General features: G+C 71.1%; 17 protein-coding genes. 8 read left to right on the forward strand and 9 right to left on the reverse strand.

What is annotated here, in order from left to right; translation table 11 throughout:
* Positions 1-165: 165 nt before the first annotated feature.
* Both KRR26_RS22470 and rpsU read right to left on the reverse strand, forming a co-directional pair.
* A complete protein-coding gene (locus tag KRR26_RS22470; RefSeq protein WP_120210716.1) occupies positions 166-624 on the reverse strand; it encodes a GatB/YqeY domain-containing protein in 459 nt (152 codons plus the stop codon).
* A 105-nt stretch (positions 625-729) separates the two neighbouring features.
* Positions 730-924, reverse strand: a complete 195-nt coding sequence (rpsU, locus tag KRR26_RS22475) for a 30S ribosomal protein S21 (RefSeq protein WP_014395136.1) — start codon at positions 922-924, stop codon at positions 730-732.
* A gap of 132 nt (positions 925-1,056) precedes the next feature.
* Here rpsU and KRR26_RS22480 point away from each other — a divergent pair, with 132 nt between their 5' ends.
* Positions 1,057-2,637 (forward strand): HEAT repeat domain-containing protein, encoded by a 1,581-nt coding sequence (locus KRR26_RS22480; RefSeq protein ID WP_328707189.1) that lies wholly within the window; start codon positions 1,057-1,059, stop codon positions 2,635-2,637.
* Positions 2,638-2,649: 12 nt separating this feature from the next.
* On the opposite strand, the gene KRR26_RS22485 is transcribed toward KRR26_RS22480, so the two are convergent.
* Both KRR26_RS22485 and KRR26_RS22490 read right to left on the reverse strand, forming a co-directional pair.
* Positions 2,650-3,561, reverse strand: a complete 912-nt coding sequence (locus KRR26_RS22485; RefSeq protein ID WP_120210715.1) for a GGDEF domain-containing protein — start codon at positions 3,559-3,561, stop codon at positions 2,650-2,652.
* 72 nt (positions 3,562-3,633) lie between these two features.
* A complete protein-coding gene (locus tag KRR26_RS22490; protein ID WP_120210714.1) occupies positions 3,634-4,695 on the reverse strand; it encodes an asparaginase in 1,062 nt (353 codons plus the stop codon).
* Between the two features lie 54 nt (positions 4,696-4,749).
* Here KRR26_RS22490 and KRR26_RS22495 point away from each other — a divergent pair, with 54 nt between their 5' ends.
* Genes KRR26_RS22495 through truD form a run of 3 tightly spaced genes read left to right on the forward strand, consistent with a single transcriptional unit; the run spans position 4,750 to position 8,151 of the window.
* Positions 4,750-5,793 (forward strand): DsbA family protein, encoded by a 1,044-nt coding sequence (locus tag KRR26_RS22495; protein WP_236069016.1) that lies wholly within the window; start codon positions 4,750-4,752, stop codon positions 5,791-5,793.
* A gap of 7 nt (positions 5,794-5,800) precedes the next feature.
* Positions 5,801-7,132 carry a DUF4388 domain-containing protein gene (locus KRR26_RS22500; RefSeq protein ID WP_233577527.1) on the forward strand — a complete coding sequence of 444 codons (1,332 nt, stop codon included), beginning with the start codon at positions 5,801-5,803 and terminating at the stop codon, positions 7,130-7,132.
* The gene (gene truD, locus KRR26_RS22505; RefSeq protein WP_217080775.1) at positions 7,129-8,151 is read left to right on the forward strand and encodes a tRNA pseudouridine(13) synthase TruD; all 1,023 of its coding nucleotides are present in this window, start codon (positions 7,129-7,131) and stop codon (positions 8,149-8,151) included. The genes KRR26_RS22500 and truD overlap by 4 nt, the downstream gene beginning before the upstream one ends.
* Positions 8,152-8,304: 153 nt before the next feature.
* Here truD and KRR26_RS22510 read toward each other — a convergent pair whose 3' ends face one another.
* Together KRR26_RS22510 and KRR26_RS22515 are read right to left on the reverse strand one after the other, a co-directional pair.
* Entirely contained in the window at positions 8,305-9,738 is a 1,434-nt protein-coding gene (locus tag KRR26_RS22510) for an OmpA family protein (protein WP_120210710.1), read from the reverse strand.
* A 17-nt stretch (positions 9,739-9,755) separates the two neighbouring features.
* Positions 9,756-10,070 carry a DUF4398 domain-containing protein gene (locus KRR26_RS22515; RefSeq protein WP_120210709.1) on the reverse strand — a complete coding sequence of 105 codons (315 nt, stop codon included), beginning with the start codon at positions 10,068-10,070 and terminating at the stop codon, positions 9,756-9,758.
* Between the two features lie 148 nt (positions 10,071-10,218).
* Here KRR26_RS22515 and KRR26_RS22520 point away from each other — a divergent pair, with 148 nt between their 5' ends.
* Positions 10,219-11,205 (forward strand): HEAT repeat domain-containing protein, encoded by a 987-nt coding sequence (locus KRR26_RS22520; RefSeq protein ID WP_217080776.1) that lies wholly within the window; start codon positions 10,219-10,221, stop codon positions 11,203-11,205.
* Positions 11,202-12,065 (forward strand): N-acetylmuramoyl-L-alanine amidase-like domain-containing protein, encoded by an 864-nt coding sequence (locus KRR26_RS22525; RefSeq protein WP_120210707.1) that lies wholly within the window; start codon positions 11,202-11,204, stop codon positions 12,063-12,065. The genes KRR26_RS22520 and KRR26_RS22525 overlap by 4 nt, the downstream gene beginning before the upstream one ends.
* 1 nt (position 12,066) lies before the next feature.
* Here KRR26_RS22525 and KRR26_RS22530 read toward each other — a convergent pair whose 3' ends face one another.
* On the reverse strand, positions 12,067-12,522 hold the full coding sequence (locus KRR26_RS22530) for a hypothetical protein (RefSeq protein WP_120210706.1): 456 nt from the start codon (positions 12,520-12,522) through the stop codon (positions 12,067-12,069).
* Positions 12,523-12,593: 71 nt separating this feature from the next.
* Positions 12,594-12,956 carry a response regulator gene (locus KRR26_RS22535; protein WP_120210705.1) on the reverse strand — a complete coding sequence of 121 codons (363 nt, stop codon included), beginning with the start codon at positions 12,954-12,956 and terminating at the stop codon, positions 12,594-12,596.
* A gap of 159 nt (positions 12,957-13,115) precedes the next feature.
* Here KRR26_RS22535 and hpf point away from each other — a divergent pair, with 159 nt between their 5' ends.
* Both hpf and KRR26_RS22545 read left to right on the forward strand, forming a co-directional pair.
* Positions 13,116-13,475, forward strand: a complete 360-nt coding sequence (gene hpf, locus KRR26_RS22540; RefSeq protein WP_120210704.1) for a ribosome hibernation-promoting factor, HPF/YfiA family — start codon at positions 13,116-13,118, stop codon at positions 13,473-13,475.
* Positions 13,476-13,608: 133 nt separating this feature from the next.
* Positions 13,609-15,660: an MXAN_5187 family protein gene (locus tag KRR26_RS22545; RefSeq protein WP_217080777.1), complete on the forward strand. Its 2,052-nt coding sequence runs from the start codon at positions 13,609-13,611 to the stop codon at positions 15,658-15,660.
* Between the two features lie 48 nt (positions 15,661-15,708).
* Here KRR26_RS22545 and KRR26_RS22550 read toward each other — a convergent pair whose 3' ends face one another.
* Positions 15,709-17,361, reverse strand: a complete 1,653-nt coding sequence (locus KRR26_RS22550; RefSeq protein ID WP_120210731.1) for an ATP-binding protein — start codon at positions 17,359-17,361, stop codon at positions 15,709-15,711.
* Positions 17,362-17,369 lie beyond the last annotated feature (8 nt).

A 17,369-nucleotide genomic window follows, 5' to 3' on the forward strand; every position in this document is an offset into this window, starting at 1 on the left:
TCCTGCGGAGCCGCCACGCCGGCCCCTGGGTGGGCGGCGGACGATGCTCCCGCGGGTAGCCCTTAATGGGGCACGGGCGGCGGATCAAAAAAACCGCTCGGCGCTCCCCACCGGGTGGGAGGGCACCGTGAGTTTCCGCACAGTGCCCGGGACAGAAGCGTCCGCTCAGGACAGCTTCGCGAGCTGCGCCTTGACGGCCTCGGAGATGGCCCGGCCCTCGGCGCGACCCTGGACCTTGGGGTTCACGTTCTTCATGACGGCGCCCATGTCCTTGGGGCCCTTCGCACCCACCTCAGCGATGGCGGCCTGGATGGCGGCGATCAGCTCGTCGGGGGAGAGCTGCTGGGGCAGGTAGCCCTGGAGAACGGAAATCTCCGCCTCTTCCTTGTCAGCCAACTCGGGGCGGCCACCGGCGCGGAACTGCTCGACGGAGTCCCGGCGCTGCTTGATGAGGCCCGCGATGACCTGGAGCACGCCCGCGTCGTCGAGCGCCGAGGCACCCGGCTCCACTTCCTTGTACTTCACGGAGCTCTTCAGCATCCGCAGGACGCTGGTGGTCAGTTCGTTCTTGGACCGCATCGCGTCCTTCAGGTCCGCGTCGATGCGCTCTTTCAGGGTGGCCATGTTCGGGACTCCCGGAGGTGGCGGGAAAGGGTACGGCGGGAACTGCGAGCGACGGGAGCCAGGGTTCCGACTGACGAAACCCCGGCTCCTCGGCGCGAGGCGCGCTTAGTACGACTTGCGGGCCTTCTTGACGGCGCGCTTCTTGGCGGCGAGCGCCTTCTTCTTGCGCTTCACGGAAGGCTTCTCGTAGTGCTCGCGCTTGCGGATCTCGGAGAGGATTCCGGCCTTCTCGGTGGCCTTCTTGAAGCGCTTCAGGGCGCTCTCGATGGACTCACCTTCCTTGACTCGAATACCGGGCATACTGTCACCTCCTTCCGCCGATGCTGGAATGTAGGACTTCCTGAAAAGGGCAGGGGGTATTACCCAGCGGCCCGCAAAACGCAAGGACGCACGACCAAAACCCTGCGTTCACTGGGCTACACTGTCCACTTCGTGAGTCCCGCCCTCCTCCTGATGGTGCTGCTGGCGGCCGGCCAGCAGCGTGGCAGCACGGGTGCCGCGGCCTGCTGGGTGTCCTGTCAGCGACACGTGACAGACCGCGCGCTGCGGGCGCAGGCGTATGCGCGCTGCATGACGGGCGGGCGCGTGGACTCGTGGCTGTCCGTCATCGGTTCACAGGGCGAGGACCGCCGGGTGCTGGCGTCGGCGCGCACGGATCCGGACTGGCGCGTGCGCTGGGGCGCGGTGAAGGCGGAGGCGCGCAGCCGAGGCGTCACCGAGCGCCGCGTGTTGGCGGACTGGGTGGTGGACACCTCTCCGGGAGCGGATCTCGACGCGTGCCTCACCGCCGCGCGCGCCGCGGCCGAGCAGGGACAGTCCACCGCGGACTTCCTCAAAGAGGCGGGCTCGCGAGGGCCGGCCGCCGCCGCGCGGGTGTGGGCGCGCCGCGACGCCATCCGCGAGGCGCTGGAGCTGGAGTTGTACGCCACGGACGAGTCCGTGCGCCCGGCCGCGCTCGCGCACCTGGGGGTCTTCTTGAGTCGCTCGCCCGCGCGAGTGGTGCTGGAGGCGATGGCGGGGCGGCCCGCGGCGGGGGATGCCACCGTGGCCGCGTCCCTCAAGGCCGTGGCCACCCGGCGACAGACCTCCGTGGGGCAGTTGCTCTTGAGCGAGGCGCGGCCCGCGGACGAGGCCCGCGTCAATCGCCTGTTCGCGGTGTACTCGCAGGAACTGGATGCGCTCCGGCCGCAGCTCACCTCGGCGGACGCGAGCGTGCGGCGTGGGGCGCTCGCCTCGCTGCGAATCTATGGGCCGCTGGCGCGCAAGGAACTCGAGGCCGCGCTGGGGGATGACGACCGCCGCGCGCGTGAGCTGGCGGCGCGCGCGCTGTCTGATGGGAGTGGGGGACGGGTCTACCTGGCCAGGCAGCTCCAGGGCGCGACGACCGGAGAGAGCGCGCGCCCGTGGTTGGAGGTCCTGGCGCGGGACAAGGGCTGCGCGGCGTTGCTGCACGGGGTGGCCTCGGACAAGGCCCGGCCGCCGGCGGTGCGCGGCGAGGCCGTGGCCCTGCTGGGCGATTGTCCCGAGAGCGCGCGCGACAGCCGCAAGCTGGGGAGCTACCTGTCGGATCCCTCCTCCGAGGTTCGGGCGGGGGCCGTGCGCGCGCTGGCGTCCATGCCGCGCAGTGCCGAGGGGGCGCAGGCCGCGACGCACGCGCTGGAGGACCCCGCGCCTGAAGTGGTGGCGGCGGCGCTGGACGCGGTGGCGGATCCTCGTCAGTCAACGCACGGGGATGATGCCGCGGAGTTGCTGGGCTCGGAGCATCCGGTGGTTCGCGCCGCCGCCGCCCGGGCGCTGGAGCGCATTGGCCGCCCTCCTCACGTGAAGGCGCTGGCGGAGTGCCTGCGCGAGGACCCCGTGGTGGCAGTGCGCGTGGCCGCGGCGCAGGCGCTGGCCAACATCGGGGGGCCGCTCGCGGTCGCCGCGCTGTCCGCGGCGGTCAGCCACGACGCGGACACTCACGTCCAGCACGTCTCTCGCGAAGGGCTGCGCCGGTTGGGGTTCACGCGGTAGCGCGTGGAGGCTTCAGGGGCCGCTGATGCTGCGGCCGTCCACGCGGTTACGGCCCGCGTGCTTGGCCCGGTACAGGTACTTGTCCGCGGCGCCGATGATGTCCTCCGGCTGGGAGAAGTCCGAGTCGAGCAGCGTGGCCACGCCCAGGCTGATGGACACCTTGATGGGCGTGCCGCTGAACATGAAGTCGCTGCGGTCCACCGCCACGCGGCAGCGCTCGGCGCACGCGAGCGCGGCGTCCTCGGCGGACTCGCGCAGCATGAGGGCGAACTCCTCGCCGCCGTAGCGGGCCAGGAGGTCCTCGGTGCGCACCGTGTCGCTGACCCGCTGCGCGATGCGCGTCAGCACGAAGTCGCCGGCGGGGTGGCCGTAGACGTCGTTGATGCGCTTGAAGTGGTCCACGTCGAAGAGCACCAGCGACAGCGGCACCTGGTGGCGCAGGCAGTACGCGAACTCCTTGCGCAGCGTCTCCATGAAGTACTTCTTGTTGTAGAGGCGGGTGAGGCCGTCGCGGGTGGCGGACTCGTAGATGCTGCGCTGGTACTGCTCCTCCAGCGCGTCCTGGATGGAGAACTTCAGGACGGTGTTCGAGCCGATCTGGATCTTGTCCCCGTCATAGAGCGGCGCCGCGCTGACCTTCAGCCCGTTGAGATAGGTGCCGTTGGTGCTGCCCAGGTCCACCAACTGGAAGCGGCCATCCCCGATGGCCACCACCTTGGCGTGCTTGCGCGAGATTCCGTCGTCTTCGACCTGGAACTGGGCCTCGGCCGAGCGGCCAAGCACCACTTCCGAGCGATCCAGCTTGAACATCCGTCCAATGCCCGCCGCGGACTTGGCGCTGATGACGATCAGATACGCGCTCTGCTGCTGGGCGCTGCCCAGCAGGTCCGAAATGGAATGGACGGAAGTTTTCTCCTCGGACATCGCGTCTCCCATCTTAGGGGCCGCCATTTCGCGGCGGCAAGCTCGCCGCCTCATGGATCGCCACCCGGCGTGTCACTTCGCTCGCGCGGACCGCGCGTTCCGGCGCCGCGCCGGGGAGGGTGGGGGAACTGTCAGGCGCCCGACGGTCAGTTCGCCCGCCACCGGCGTCTGGAGGAAGCGGGTGAGGGCCTCGGGCGAGTTCGGGTGGTAGGCCAGCCCCTGCATCAGCTTCACCAGGGCCGCCGAGGGGGTCATGTCCGCGGCCCCCACCGCGCCCTCGGCCAGCGCCGCCGCGCCGGACTCGTAGAGCGACAGGTCCACCCCGTTGCGGTGCGCCTGACTCACCACCAGCACCGGCACCCCGCGCTCCCGGGCCTGGGTGAACAGCGGGCGCAGCGAACGGCCGAGCTCCGGATCGATGGGGAAGTTCCCCGCCCCATACGCCTCCACCACGAACCCCTTCACGTGCGGCAGGAGCTGCAGCGGCAGCGCCGGATCCAGCCCCGGGTACACCTTGAGGAGGAAGACGCGCGAGTCGAGCCGCTCGAAGAGGCGGAAGGGGCCTCGGGCCTTGAGCCCCGGTTCGAAGGTGGCGTCCACGCCCAGCGTGCCCAGCACCGGGAAGTTGGGGCTCTCGAAGGCGTCGTACTCGGCCACCTTCACCTTGCGCGTGCGGTTGCCCCGGTAGAGGTGCGAGTCGAAGCAGATGGTCACCTCGCGCGGACCCTGGAGCGCGGAGAGGACCGCGTCGATGAGGTTGAGCCGCGCGTCCGAGCGGATCTCCCCCAGCGGTCGCTGCGAGCCCGTCAGCACCACGGGGCAGGGCGGGTTGCGCAGCATGAACGACAGCGCGCTGGCCGTGTGCGCGAGCGTGTCCGTGCCATGGGTCACCACCGCCCCGTCGAAGTGGGACAGGCGCTGGTGGAGGTGCGCGGCCATGCGGCTCCACAGCTCGGGCTGCATCTCCGAGCTGTCGACGTTGCAGAACAGCTCCAGCTCGATGTCGGCGAGCTGGAACAGCTCTGGGGCGCGCTTGCGGAGCGTCTTGAAGAAGGCCGCGGGACGCAGGGCAGACGGGCGTCCTCCGGCCATCCCCAAGGTTCCACCGGTGTGAAGGAGCAGGACTCTGGGCATGGGCAAGGGACCCTCCCCTGCCAAAGCCTGCCTTCCTTTACAAGCTTTGCGCGCATGGCTAAGACCCGCGGCGTGCTCCTCCCCTGCTGGAAGCGTGTCATTCCTCTGCTGGCCGCCATGGTCCTGACGGGCCCCGCCTGCACCCAGAACCCCCCGTCCGCCGCCGCGCCGCCGCCCGCTCCCGCCCCGAGCGAGTCCCTGGCCACCTCGGTGCCGCTGCCGACGTCTCCGACCGGCACCGCCACGCCCACTTCGGGCACGCCCGCCGCGGCCACTCCGTCGTCGGATCCCGCTGCGGTGCTCACCGGCATCCCGGGGATGGACTTCTCGGCGCTGTCGCCGGCCGCCAGGCGCGAGCTGGCCACGGTGATGAGCGACGAGTTCTGCTACTGCGGCTGCCCCCACACCCTGGGCGCCTGCCTCAAGGGCCACACGAACTGCAAGCACGCCAAGCGCATGGCCCGGCTGGCCGCGCGCATGGTGGCGGATGGCGGTCCGGCCACCGAGGTCATCGTCACGTTGTCCAAGTACTACGCCTCGTTCCGCGAGCCGCGCGCCCAGCTGAAGGTGGATCCGCGCATGTGCCAGGGCGACCCCAAGGCCCCGGTGACGGTGGCCGAGTTCTCCGACTTCGAGTGCCCGTTCTGCGGCAAGGCCCGGCCCATTCTGGAGGGCTTCGCGAAGAAGAACGCGGGGCAGGTGCGCTTCTGCTACCTGCCGTTCCCCTTGTCCATGCACGCCAACGCCATCCCCGCGGGGCAGGCGGCGCTGTGGGCGCGCGACCAGGGCAAGTTCTGGGAGATGCACGACGCCCTCTTCGAGCACCAGGAGAACCTCAAGCCCGAGTCGCTCCCCGCGCTGGCCAAGTCGCTGGGCCTGGATGGCGCCAAGCTGGCCGCGGTGCTGAAGACGGACCAGTACAAGCAGGAGCTGGAGGGGTTCCGCGCCCAGGGGCGCTCGGCCGCGATCACGGGCACGCCGTCCGTGTTCTTCAACGGGCGCTTCTATGACCTGGGCTACGAGGCGGAGATGCTCGCCCACAGCCTGGAGGACGAGCTGGAGTGGCGCACCAACAACAACGCCTGGTCCGCTGACTGACGCGGGGATGACGCAACGCTTCCGCATCGAAGGGGCCTCGCAGCTGGTTCCCGAGGACCGCATGGGGCCGGCGCCGTTGTCGGGGCGCTCGGGGGCCTATGCGCTGTTGCCCACCACGCCGGACCTGCTCGTCTTCTCCCGGACGCCGCCGCAGGGGGGCTCCATCCCCACGCCGCGCGTGGTGCTGGCGGGGGACGCGGGGGGCTTCCCGCTGTCGGACCTCATCGCGTTCCTGAGCCAGTCGCGCTGGAGCGGCGTCATCCGGGTGCATACGCCGGGTGGCGAGCGAACGGTCCTGTTTCGCGAGGGCGAGGTTCGCGGCGCCAGCTCGGATGATCCGGCGGACCGGCTGGGCGAGGTGCTCGTGCGCCTGGGCTACGTGGAGCGGGCCGTCGTCGAGCAGGTGCTGCGCGAGCAGCCACCCTCGAAGGTGGGGCGCGCGCTGGTGGAGCGGGGCGTGCTGCAGGCGCATGACCTGTTCAAGTGCGTCACGCATCAGGTCAGCGAGATCTTCCACGCCATCGTGCTGTGCCGCGAGGGCGCCTTCTTCCTCATCGATCAGCCGATGGACGAGAAGACAGGGCACACCATCCAGCTCTCCACGCAGAGCCTGCTGATGGACAGCATCCGGAAGATTGACGAGATGGCGCACTTCCGGAAGCGCATCCCCCACGGGCGCCTGTACGTCACGCGCAAGCGCCCCTCGGACGGCAAGCTGGAGGAGGACGAGGACCGGGTGCTGGCCCTGCTGGACGGGCGGCGCACCATCCTGGAGCTGGGCCACGCCGCGAAGCTGTCCGAGTTCGACGCGACCAAGGTCGTCTTCCGTCTGTTGGAAGGTGGCTTCGCGGCGCTGTCGGACAAGCCTACGGGGGCGCCACCCACGGCCGCGCCCGTGGAGAAGCGCCCCGTTGCGCCCGTGCCGGCGGCGCGGCCGGTGCCCACGCCTCGGCCCGCTCCGGTGGATGCGCGCCCCGTGGCGCGGGTCTTCAACTTCATCTTCCGCGAGATTCGCGACGAGGTGTCGCGGCAGGGCATGGACCGCGAGTTCATCGCCGCGGCCAACGCGGCGCTCTCGGGCCAGGCGCTGTCGTCCTCGCCCGTGTTGCAAGGCCTGGCCTTCGCCGCGGACGGCAGCCTGCCCGAGGCCCAGCTCCTGGAGGCGTTTGAGCGCCACCGCGCGGCGCTTGGCAGTGAGCCGCTGGCGTCCTTCAAGCAGGCCCTCAGTGACGTGATGTTCTTCCTCCTCTTCCAAGCCGGCGAGCTGTTGGAGTCCCGCGCGGATGAGGATCTCGCCCGGCGCGTGAAAGAGCTTCTCGCGACCCTTGAGGCATCGTGACGGACAGCAGTCTTCCGCGGTTGACCGCGGACGTTCCCGGTTGTGGTGGTGGTTTCAAACTGGCGCCTGAGGACTTCGAGGTGGAGGAGCTTCCCGCCTACCTCCCCTCCGGAGAGGGCACGCACCTGTACCTCTGGGTGGAGAAGCGCGGGCGCGACACGCGCGAGGTGGTGCGCGGGTTGTCCCAGGCGCTCGGCGTTCGCGAGGACGACGTGGGCGTGGCGGGAATGAAGGACCGCCAGGCCGTCACGCGCCAGTGGCTGTCCGTGCCCGCCATCGCCGAGCCACGGCTGGGCGAGTTCTCGCTGGAGGGCGTGCGCGTGTTGGAGGCGCGGCGGCACGGCAACAAGCTCAGGACGGGGCACCTGCGTGGCAACCGCTTCCGCCTGCGCGTGCGTGACGTGAAGGACCTGGACGCGGCGCGCGAGACGTTCGCGCGGCTGTCCTCGCAGGGCGTGCCCAACTACTTCGGGGAGCAGCGCTTCGGCCGGGCTGGCGACAACGCGGACCAGGGCAAGCTGCTCATCCTGGGACAGCGTCTGCCCAAGCGGCCGGACCGTTTCCAGCGCAAGCTCTTCCTGTCCGCCTTCCAGTCTCGCCTCTTCAACCGCGCGCTGGTGTTGCGCCTGCTGGCTGGGACGTTCGCCACCGCCCTGCGCGGAGACGTGCTGCGCAAGGAGGAGACGGGCGGTCTGTTTGTCTGCGAGGCCCCGGAGGTGGATGGCCCTCGCGTGGCCTCGTTCGAGGTGAGCCCCGCCGGCCCGCTGTTCGGTCCGAAGATGACGGCCGCGCAGGGCGAGGTCGCCGAATGGGAGGCGCGCCTGCTCGCGGAGGAGGGCGTCACCGCGAGCGACTTCCAGCGTGGCGGTGGTGAGACGGAGGGCAGCCGGCGGCCCTACCGCGTGCGCCTGGGCTCGCCCGTGCTCACGCCCGAGGGCGCAGACATGTGGCTGACGTTCGAGCTGCCCCGCGGCTCCTACGCCACCGAGGTCCTTCACGAGTTGCTGAAGGACGGCTGAAGGCCGACGCTCGAGCCGCCCCGCGGCTCGTGCGCCCTCGAGAACCCTCTTCAGCCTGCGAAGGCCAGCTGACCTGTCGATGTGACAGCGCCTCCGCGAGAGAGGGCTCTCGGGAGGCGCGGGTGAGACGGTCCGCCGTGGGGCGGACTCTGGCTACTGGTCGACGATGTTGAACTCGGTGCGGCGGTTCTGCGCGCGGCCGGCCTTGGTGTTGTTGGGGGCGATCGGCTTCGTCTCGCCGAAGCCCACGGCCTCCGCGCGACCCGGGTCGATGCCTCGGCGCAGCAGCTGCGCCATGACCGCGTCCGCGCGCTTCTGCGACAGCTTCAGGTTGGCCGTGTCGTTGCCCATGGAGTCGGTGTGGCCCTCGATGCGCACCTTCTTGATGTAGGGCGCGTCACGCAGCGCCGCGGCCACGTCGTCCAGGATGGCGAGGCTCTGCTTGCCGATGATCTTCGCGGACCCGGAGCCGAAGAGGATCTGCTTCTTGATCTCGATGCGGTCCCGCGTGACGACGACGAGCTTGTACTGCTTGGCGCAGCCGCGCTCCTCCTTCACGCCGGGCTGATCCGGGCAGGCATCCAGCCGGTCCACCACGCCGTCGTTGTCCTTGTCCGTGTCCGGGCAGCCGCCATTCTCCGCGGGGCCCGCCTGGTTCGGGCACTTGTCCTGGCCGTCCGGCAGCCCGTCGCTGTCATTGTCGAGATCCGGACAGCCGTCCTCGTCCTGGAAGCCGTCCTTGTCCTCGGGCTCGTCCGGGCACTTGTCCTTGTCGTCGTTGATGCCGTCGCCGTCCTTGTCGACGATGGGGCAGCCCAGGTTCTGGAGCGGACCGGCCTCGTTGGGGCACTTGTCCGAGCTGTCGACGATGCCGTCGCCGTCGTTGTCCAGGTCCGGGCAGCCGTCCTCATCCTGGAAGCCGTCCTTGTCCTCGGCCTGGTCGGGGCACTTGTCGACGTTGTCGAAGATGCCGTCGCCGTCGCGGTCCTTCGGGGCTTCCATCGGGCAGCCGTGGTTCTCGGCGACGCCGGGGTTGAGCGGGCACTTGTCTTCCGTGTCCGGGATGCCGTCGTTGTCGTTGTCCAGCTCGGGGCAGCCGTCCTCGTCCTGGAAGCCGTCCTTGTCCTCGGGCTGATCGGGGCAGGGGTCGTCCTTGTCCAGCACGCCGTCGCCGTCGCGGTCCGTCTCCTCGATGACGACGACCTGCGAGGGCTGCTGGGGCTGAGGCTGGGCCTGCGGCTGCTGAGGCTGGGCCTGCGGCGTGGGCTGCGGCTCGGGGCGGTCTCGCACCAGCACCTGGCGCGGGCCGCAGTTCTTGGACAGCTCCAGCGCGCGCTTGATGGACACGTCCGCGGTGCGAACGTGCTGGGCGGCGCGGGTGCTGTCCCCCTGGCTCAGCTCGCCACGGGCGAAGTCGAGGTTCGCCTCGGCGGTGGCCAGCTCCGTGGGGGCGCATCGCAGGGCGCCGCTGCGCCGGGCGCGCTCGACGTCCGCCTGGAGCACCTGGGTGTCCGCGCGAATCTTGTTTCCGCTGACACACGCGGAGGACAGCAAGAGGAGCAGCGCTGCAAGGGACAGACGCTTCATCGGGGGGCGCTCGGGCGTCACGGGTTCTGGGGACGGGCGGGTGCGTCGGTGCCGGCCGCGGCCATGGACTTTTCGCGCGCCTCGTTGGCGAAGCGGGCGGCCTTCACCGCGAAGTCCACGCCGGCCTGGTAGTCCGAGTAGCCCACCTCTTCGCGCGCCTTCTGCAGGTAGAGATTGGCGGCGGTCCACTCGTAGGGCGCCTCCTTCTCCGCGCCGGCCGTGCGCGCGGCTTGAATCTGCACCTCGGCGTCGAGGAGGTTCGCGGTGGTCTTCACCGGGCCGCATGCGGCCAGCGCACCCGCTACCGTCAACAGGACCGACAGCCTCTTCATAGGGTGGGGCCTCGCAGAAGGAGTCAGGGTCGGTCGTATCAATCGCCCCCCGGGGGGTCAAGAATCGGGCAGACCCGAGCAGGCGGGAAGGCTCGGCGGAGTCCGACTCTTTGACGGATGCCCCCATGCTTGCCATCGTCCCCGTCCCGTGCGCCCCTCCGCCCGTTCCATCCTCGTCCTGCTCGCGCTGCTGGGGGCCTCTCCCACCTTGGGCGCCACGTCCACCGCGGTGAAGAAGGCCGAGCACCGCATGGAGGCCGACGAGGTGGTGGCCCAGGTCATCCGAGGTGGGACGGTGGCCGCGGCGCTGTCCCGGCTCCACTACCTGCGCGAGGAGGACTACGCGGCCGCGGAGATCTCCGAGCAGATGCGCCGGGTGGTCGACGAGCGCGCGCGCCGGAACCTCGCGGCCCTGCTCTCGGGCCTGGGGTCTCGGGTGGGAGAGCGGGCGCTCGTGCAGCTCCTGGCGGACGCGGATGGCTCGGTGCGGATGTCCGCGGCGCAGGGCCTGGCGCGGGTGCGCAGCCGGGTGGTGGAGCCGGTGCTGCCGCTGCTGCAGGACAAGAGCAGCGGCGTGCGCCGCGAGGCGGCCCGGGCGCTCGGCGCGTCCGGCAACGTGAAGATGGGGCGGGTGCTGGTGGCCGCGGCGAAGGACGAGACGGACCTGGAGGTCCGCGCCGCCATGCTGGCCTCCGTGGGTGAGACGGGCGACAAGAAGCAGATCCCCGCGCTGAAGGCGTACCTGGACAGCGGCTCGGAGGGCACGCGCTTCGCGGCGGCTCGGGGCCTGTGCCGGCTGGATGCGCCCGAGGGCGTGGCCTTCGCGGGCAGGCTGCTCGCCTCGAGTGACAAGTTCGTGCGGCGCCAGGGCCTGGAGCTCTACGAGGGCGTGTCCGCGAAGAAGTCCGCGCGCGCGTTGCAGCCACTGCTGGAGGACAAGGAGCGCACGCTGGCCGCGGCCGCCGCGCGCATCCTGTACCAGGGTGGGGATGCCTCCATGCTCGAGTGGTTGGTGCTGGCCTCGTGGAACGCGAAGGGGACGGACAAGCTCGACTACGAGAAGGAACTGGAGACGCTCCAACTCGCGGACGACCAGCGCAAGGCCATCCTGCGCAAGGCGGGTGTGGCGAAATGATGTCGGCGGTCGTGGTGGTCGCGGCGCTGTTGTCCCAGGCGCCCGCCCGGCAGAACGGTTGGGAGGGGCTTACCCTCGCGCAGCGCGCCGCGCTCATCGCCGCGCGCGCCGATGCGCCGCTGTCCGAGCGCCTGTTGTCCATGAGTGAGCGCTTCCTCGACACGCCCTACGTCCACTCGCCGCTGGGCGAGGGGCAGGGCGTGGATCCCGACCCGATGTTCCGGCTGGACGCGGTGGATTGCCTCACCTTCGTCGAGGAGACGCTGGCGATGAGCCTGGCGCGCGACGACGCCCAGGTGGCGTCGCTGCTCGAGCGGATCCGCTACGCGTCCGTGCCGACCTACGAGGACCGCAATCACCTCATGGAGGCGCAGTGGCTGCCCAACAACGTCCACAAAGGCTTCCTGACGGACGTGACGCGGCGCTACGGCGGCTCGGATGTGGTGTCCGTCGCCAAGACGCTCACGAAGCAGACGTGGCAGTCGAAGTCGTCGCGTGAGCTGCTGCTGCCCCGAGAGCGCCAGCCGGTGGGCACGTTCGCGCTCGACATGCTGCCGCTTACGCGGGTGCTGGCGCATGCGCGGGATGTGCCCTCGGGCACGTTGCTCGTGGTGCTGCGCGAGGACCTGCCGTTCAAGGCCACGCGCATCTCCCACCTGGGCTTCGTGGTGCAGAAGCGGCACCGCACGTACCTGCGCCACGCCTCGCGCGGGGGCTACAACCGCGTGGTGGATGAGGACCTGGAGACGTTCCTCGCGCGCAACGCCCGGTACGACAAGTGGAAGGTGACGGGCGTCAGCTTCTACGAGCCGCGCCGCCCGCCCTCGGACGCCGCGGGCGTGGGGATGGGCGCCCGCTGAGTCAGTGCGCGGGCAGGGCCGGCGGTGGGGGAGGCGGCTCTTCGCTCTCGCGCTCCTCGGCCTCCGCCGCGGCCGCGGCTTCGTCCTGGCTGTCGACCTCCAGCCGGCGCTCCTGTTCCATCAGCGTCGCGGCGCGCGCCTGCTCCTCGGCGGGCACGCGAATCTCCCACCAGGGCAGCAGCGCGCCGGTGGTCAGCTCGTCCACCACGCCCGAGCGTCCCGGGCGCACGAGCACGGGGATGTTGCGCTCGTGCATCATCTCCACGAAGGACTCGGCGGTAAGCGGGTTCTCCGCGATGGCCGCGCGCACGAAGCGGCGTTGATCCAAGTCATGGGGCAGGGGCAGGCCGCGCCGCTCCATCTCCTCGGCCGAGACGAGGGCGGGGTGGTTGGGGCAGTCCGTGCAGTGGCTGACACTGTCCTCGTACTCCGAGCCGCACCTGGCGCAGTACTTCATGTGCCCTCCTGGCCGATGGATGCCTGGAATGTGGGGCCGCGCGCCGCCAGAAGGGAGATGGGGCGGCGTGCTCACTGCCGAGCCGCGTCTCCCAGGCTGCCCACCTCGGCGCTCAGGCGCTCCACGTCGATGGGCTTGCGCAGCACCACGTCACAGAACTCGGCGCCATTCACCTCGGCGTAGCCCGACACGAGGATGACGCGGGCGCGCGGCGCGTGCGCCTTCACCTTCTGCGCCAGCTCGGTGCCGCACATGCCCGGCAAGGACTCGTCGGTCACCACCACGTCGGCGGGCTCGGCCTCGAAGACGCGCAGGCCCTCCAGTCCGTCGCCCGCGGTGCGGACCTCGAAGTCGGTCTCCAGCAACTCCGCGAGCAGTTCGCGGCTGTCGCCGTCGTCCTCCACCACCAGCACCTTGATTCGCTCGGAGCCCATGCGCTCTGAAAACCCACGGCGTCGCGGGGAAACGTCCGGCGCCGCGGGGCCAACACGCCAAGGGCCTTGTTGTTCCCTCGCCCCGCGAGCACGGGAGCGCGGGCGACTCCCTCACCGACGCCGGGGGCGCTGTCCATGTTTGCCCCCGGAGGTGACGCCATGAAGGTGTTGCTGCGAGGAGTGCACCTGAAGCTGACCGATTCGATTCGCGCCTATGTCGACGAGCATCTGGTGAGCCATCTCGAGCGGTTCGCGGAGGACGAGGCGGCGGAGATCGACATCTCGCTGGTGGACGTCAATGGGCCCAAGGGTGGCGTGGACAAAGAGTGCCGGGCGACGGTGAGCCTGCCCAACCTCCCCATCGTGCACGTCACGGAGGCGGGTGAGACGCTGTTCCAGGCCATCGACGCGACGCGTGACCGGTTGGAGCGAGCGCTCCAGCGCACGGTGGACCGGCGCCGCGACACGCCGTCCGAGGGGCTGCCCCAGGACCTGGCGGCGAACGTCCCCACGTACTGATGGGGGATTAGGCCGTGAAATCCCGGACGCCTCCCGGGCGTCCGGCCTCACGGCCCGAGTGGCCGGAACCTTGCTGGGGCGGAACGGTGGACGCTATAAGCGGAACCCTTCAACCCCGGGCTAAAGGACGGCGATGGTCCGCCTCAAGTTCCTCGTCTTCGCGCTCCTGGTCCTCGGACTGGGACTGGCACATCTTCCGCTCTTGTCGGAGCCACTGCGCGCACGTGCGGTCGAGGGCGCCGCGGCTCAGGCCGCCTCGGGCGCCGCGGAGGTGTCCCGCCGAGTGGAGGCACGCCGCGCGGAGGTGCAGTCCCTGGCGCTGAAGCTGGCCGCGAGCCCCGACGTCGCCGCCGCGGTGCAGGCGCTGACGCCCGCGCCGGTGGTCCACAATCCCCGCGACCGCAACAAGACCCAGGACGCCGAGCCCGCGCTGCTGCCGCTGACGGCCGAGCGCTTCGCGGCGGTGCGCACCGCCGCCGAGGCCGCGGTCCCCAAGGAGCTCTCGGGCGTGGTCATCGCGCTGGTGGCCGGTGACGCGCGCTTCCACGCGCGCGCCGGTGGCGAGGCCTCCACGGATGCCGCGGCGCTGGACGTGGCCGCGCTCGCCAAGGCGGGCACGACGGTGGTGGACGCCTTCGGTGCCGCGCATGCCTTCGCCTCGGTGCCGCTGCGGTGGGGCGGTGAGTCGGGCAATGCTCCGGCCGTGACGCTCGTGGTCGGGGCGCCGCTGGTGGCGGACACCCTGCTGCAGGGCGCGGCGGATGTGACGGGCGTCGCTGCGCTGGCGCTCGTGCAGGGCGACAAGGTCCTGGGCGGCGTGGGCAAGGAGAAGGCCTCGGCGGAGGGTTCGCTCGCGAAGCTGCCGGTGGGCTCGCGGGATGTCGTGCTGAGCACGGGGCACCTCCAGGCGTTGGGCCCGGTGATGCTGCCCGCGTTCACCAGCGGCGACGCGATGGGCGGCAAGGCGCCGCTGCTCGTGGGGGCCCGGCGTGCGCTGGAGGGGACGACCCTGGAGGTCGTCGCCGTGGCCAGCACGCAGACCATCCTGGGCGCGCTGGCGTCGTATCAGCAGAGCGCGGTGACGGGCCTCGCCGGCCTCCTGGGCCTGGCTCTCGTGTGGACCTTGCTGATGGGGAGCGCTCGCGCGGCGCAGCAGGATGATGCGCAGGGCTCGGGGGACACGCTGGGCTTGTCCGCCGCGATGGCCGCACAGCCCATGGCCGCGTCCGCGCCTCCGATGGAGCCGGCTCCGGTGGCCGCGCCGCCGAGCGCGTTCGCGCCGCCCGCGCATGACCCGTTCTCGGCTCCGCCGCCTGCCCATGCGCCGCAGCCGTTCGCCGCGGCCGAGCCGTTCCCGTTCCCGGCGCCTCCGCCCGTGGCGGATCCGTTCGCGGCCATGCCCCCGGCGCCGAGCGCGTTCGCGCCGCCCGCGCATGATCCATTCTCGGCGCCTCCGCCCGTGGCGGATCCGTTCTCGCCGCCCCCGGCGATGGATCCGTTCTCGGCGCCTCCTCCTGGGAGGGATCCGTTCTCGGCGCCTCCGCCCGTGGCGGATCCGTTCGCGGGCGCGGATGCGTTCCCGTTCCCCGCGCCTCCGTCGCCGGCCTACGCGCAGCCGCAGCATGCGCAGCCCGCGATGCCCTTCGAGCCGGACCCCATGGCGCTGCCGCCTGCCGAGGCGATTGCCACGGCCGCTCCGCGTCGGGGCGCGTTCGCCTTCGAGGACCAGCCCACCGCGGCGTACTCCCTCCAGCAGGCGGCGGATCCGTTCGCCCTGGCCGCGGCGCAGTCGGCCGAGCCCCTGGGCAACGCCGAGACGACTCGCGTCGCCGCGATTCCGCGCGAGCTGCTCCAGGCGAGCGTCCGGCCGCAGACGTCCGAGGCCATTCCGATGCCTCCGCCGCGCGGCGCCGCCATCCCGCTGCCGGGCATGTCGCCTTCGGGCAGCGCGGCCGCGGTCGCGCTCTCCGAGGAGCAGCACTTCCAGGAAGTGTTCCGCGAGTTCGTCACCACGCGCGAGCGCTGCGGTGAGCCGGCGGACGGTCTGACCTACGACAAGTTCCAGCAGAAGCTTCGCAAGAACAAGGAACAGCTCGTCCAGAAGTACGCGTGCAAGACGGTGCGGTTCCAGGTCTACGTGAAGGAAGGCAAGGCGGCGCTCAAGGCGACGCCCGTCAAGGACTGACGCGAAGCGGAGGCTCGCGCCGACTGCGTGCGCGAGCCTCGCTGTGTGTCAGCTGTTCGCGCGGGGCAGCACCACGGTGAAGCGTGCGCCCTGGCCGGGCTCTCCGCTGACCTCCAGCTTCCCGCCGTGCTCCTGGAGGATTCGCGCTGCGATGGCGAGCCCCAGGCCGGTGCCGCCATCCTTGGTGGTGAAGTACGGCTCGAAGATGCGCGCGCGGTGTTCGGGTGGGATTCCTGGGCCGCTGTCTTCCACCTCGATGACCGCGTCCGAGTCCGTGCCCTTCACTCGCACGCGCAGGGCGCCGCCTTTGTGCGCCATGGCCTCCTCGGCGTTCTTCACCAGGTTCACCAGCACCTGGGTGAGTTGATCGCGGTCGGCTCTCGCCACCACGCCCTCCTGCACCGTGGGCAGCAACTGAATGCCCTCGGGCGGCGAGGCGTACAGCGCCAGCACGCTTTGGGTCAGTTCTCCCAGGTCCACTCGCGTGAGCTGCGGCTTGGGCAGCCGCGCGAAGTGGCTGAACTCATCCACGATGCGGCGCAGGCGATCCACCTCTTCCAGCACCACGCCGGCGCTCTCCTTGAAGAGCGTGGGGAAGCTGGGGTGCGCCGAGGCCTGGGCGGCCAACAGCGTCTCCAGCGACATGCGGATGGGCGTGAGCGGGTTCTTGATTTCATGCGCCAGCCGCCTCGCCACCTCCTGCCATGCGGCGATGCGTTCGCTCGCCATCAGTCGCTCGGTGGTGGCCTGGAGTTCGGAGGTCATGTGATTGAACGCGCGGACCAGCTCTCCCAACTCGCCCGTGGCCTCTGTCGTCACCTGCACGTCCAGCGCGCCCTCCGCGACCCGGCGCGCTCCCGACGTGAGCGCCTCCACGGGGCGAGTCATCCACCGCGATACGAGCAGACCCAGCAGCGCGGCGAAGGCCATGCCCAGCGCCGCGAGGAGGAGGAATGCTCGCATGACGCCTTGTACGGCCTCGCGCGCCGCCGCCCGGCTGAAGGTGAGGCGCACCGAGGCCGCGTCGCCCAGCGGCAGCACGCGCTCCAGCGTGGGGGCCTCGGCGCTGCCTGCGTGGGCCAGCGCGGTGTCCCCCGCGAGCAGCGTCACTTCCGCCTGCGTGAGGCGCGACAGGTGCTGTGCGAGCCCGTCATCCAACAGCACTCCACCCACGGCCCACAGGCGCGCATCGCCGTAGTCCACCGGCCTCGCCGAGACGAGTGCCAGGGCCTGCCGCAGTCCCGCCGTGGTGCGCACCTCCACGCGCACTGGAACAGGCCGCTCCGGTGCGGCGCGCGTCACGGTGAAGAGCGCGGGGTCCGGGTCTCCGCGCCGAGCGGGGAGGTGTCCCGAGGAGAGCACCGTGCCGCTCCGGTCGAAGAGCGTGAGCACCGTGAGGCCTCGGCTCTTCATCAGGGCCTCGGCGGTACCGGCCTGGATGGCGAGCATGGGGTGCTCGCGGGCCTCGCGGGCCAGGTCCTCCATGGCCGGGCTCTCCACCAGCTCCTCGACCGCGCGACGCACGGTGGTGGCCGAGCGCTCCAGGGACTCCTGCGCGGACGTCGTGGCCGCGCCCATGCGCGCCGTCTGCTCGCGCGACAGCGTGTCCCGCAGGCGCGACACCGTGAGCGGCACCACCACGGCGAGCGGCACCAGGGCGAGCAGCGCGAAGGCCAACGCCAGACGGGTCCTCAGCCGCATGCCGCGCT

This window comes from Citreicoccus inhibens (assembly GCF_019039035.1).
Lineage (GTDB): Bacteria > Myxococcota > Myxococcia > Myxococcales > Myxococcaceae > Citreicoccus > Citreicoccus inhibens.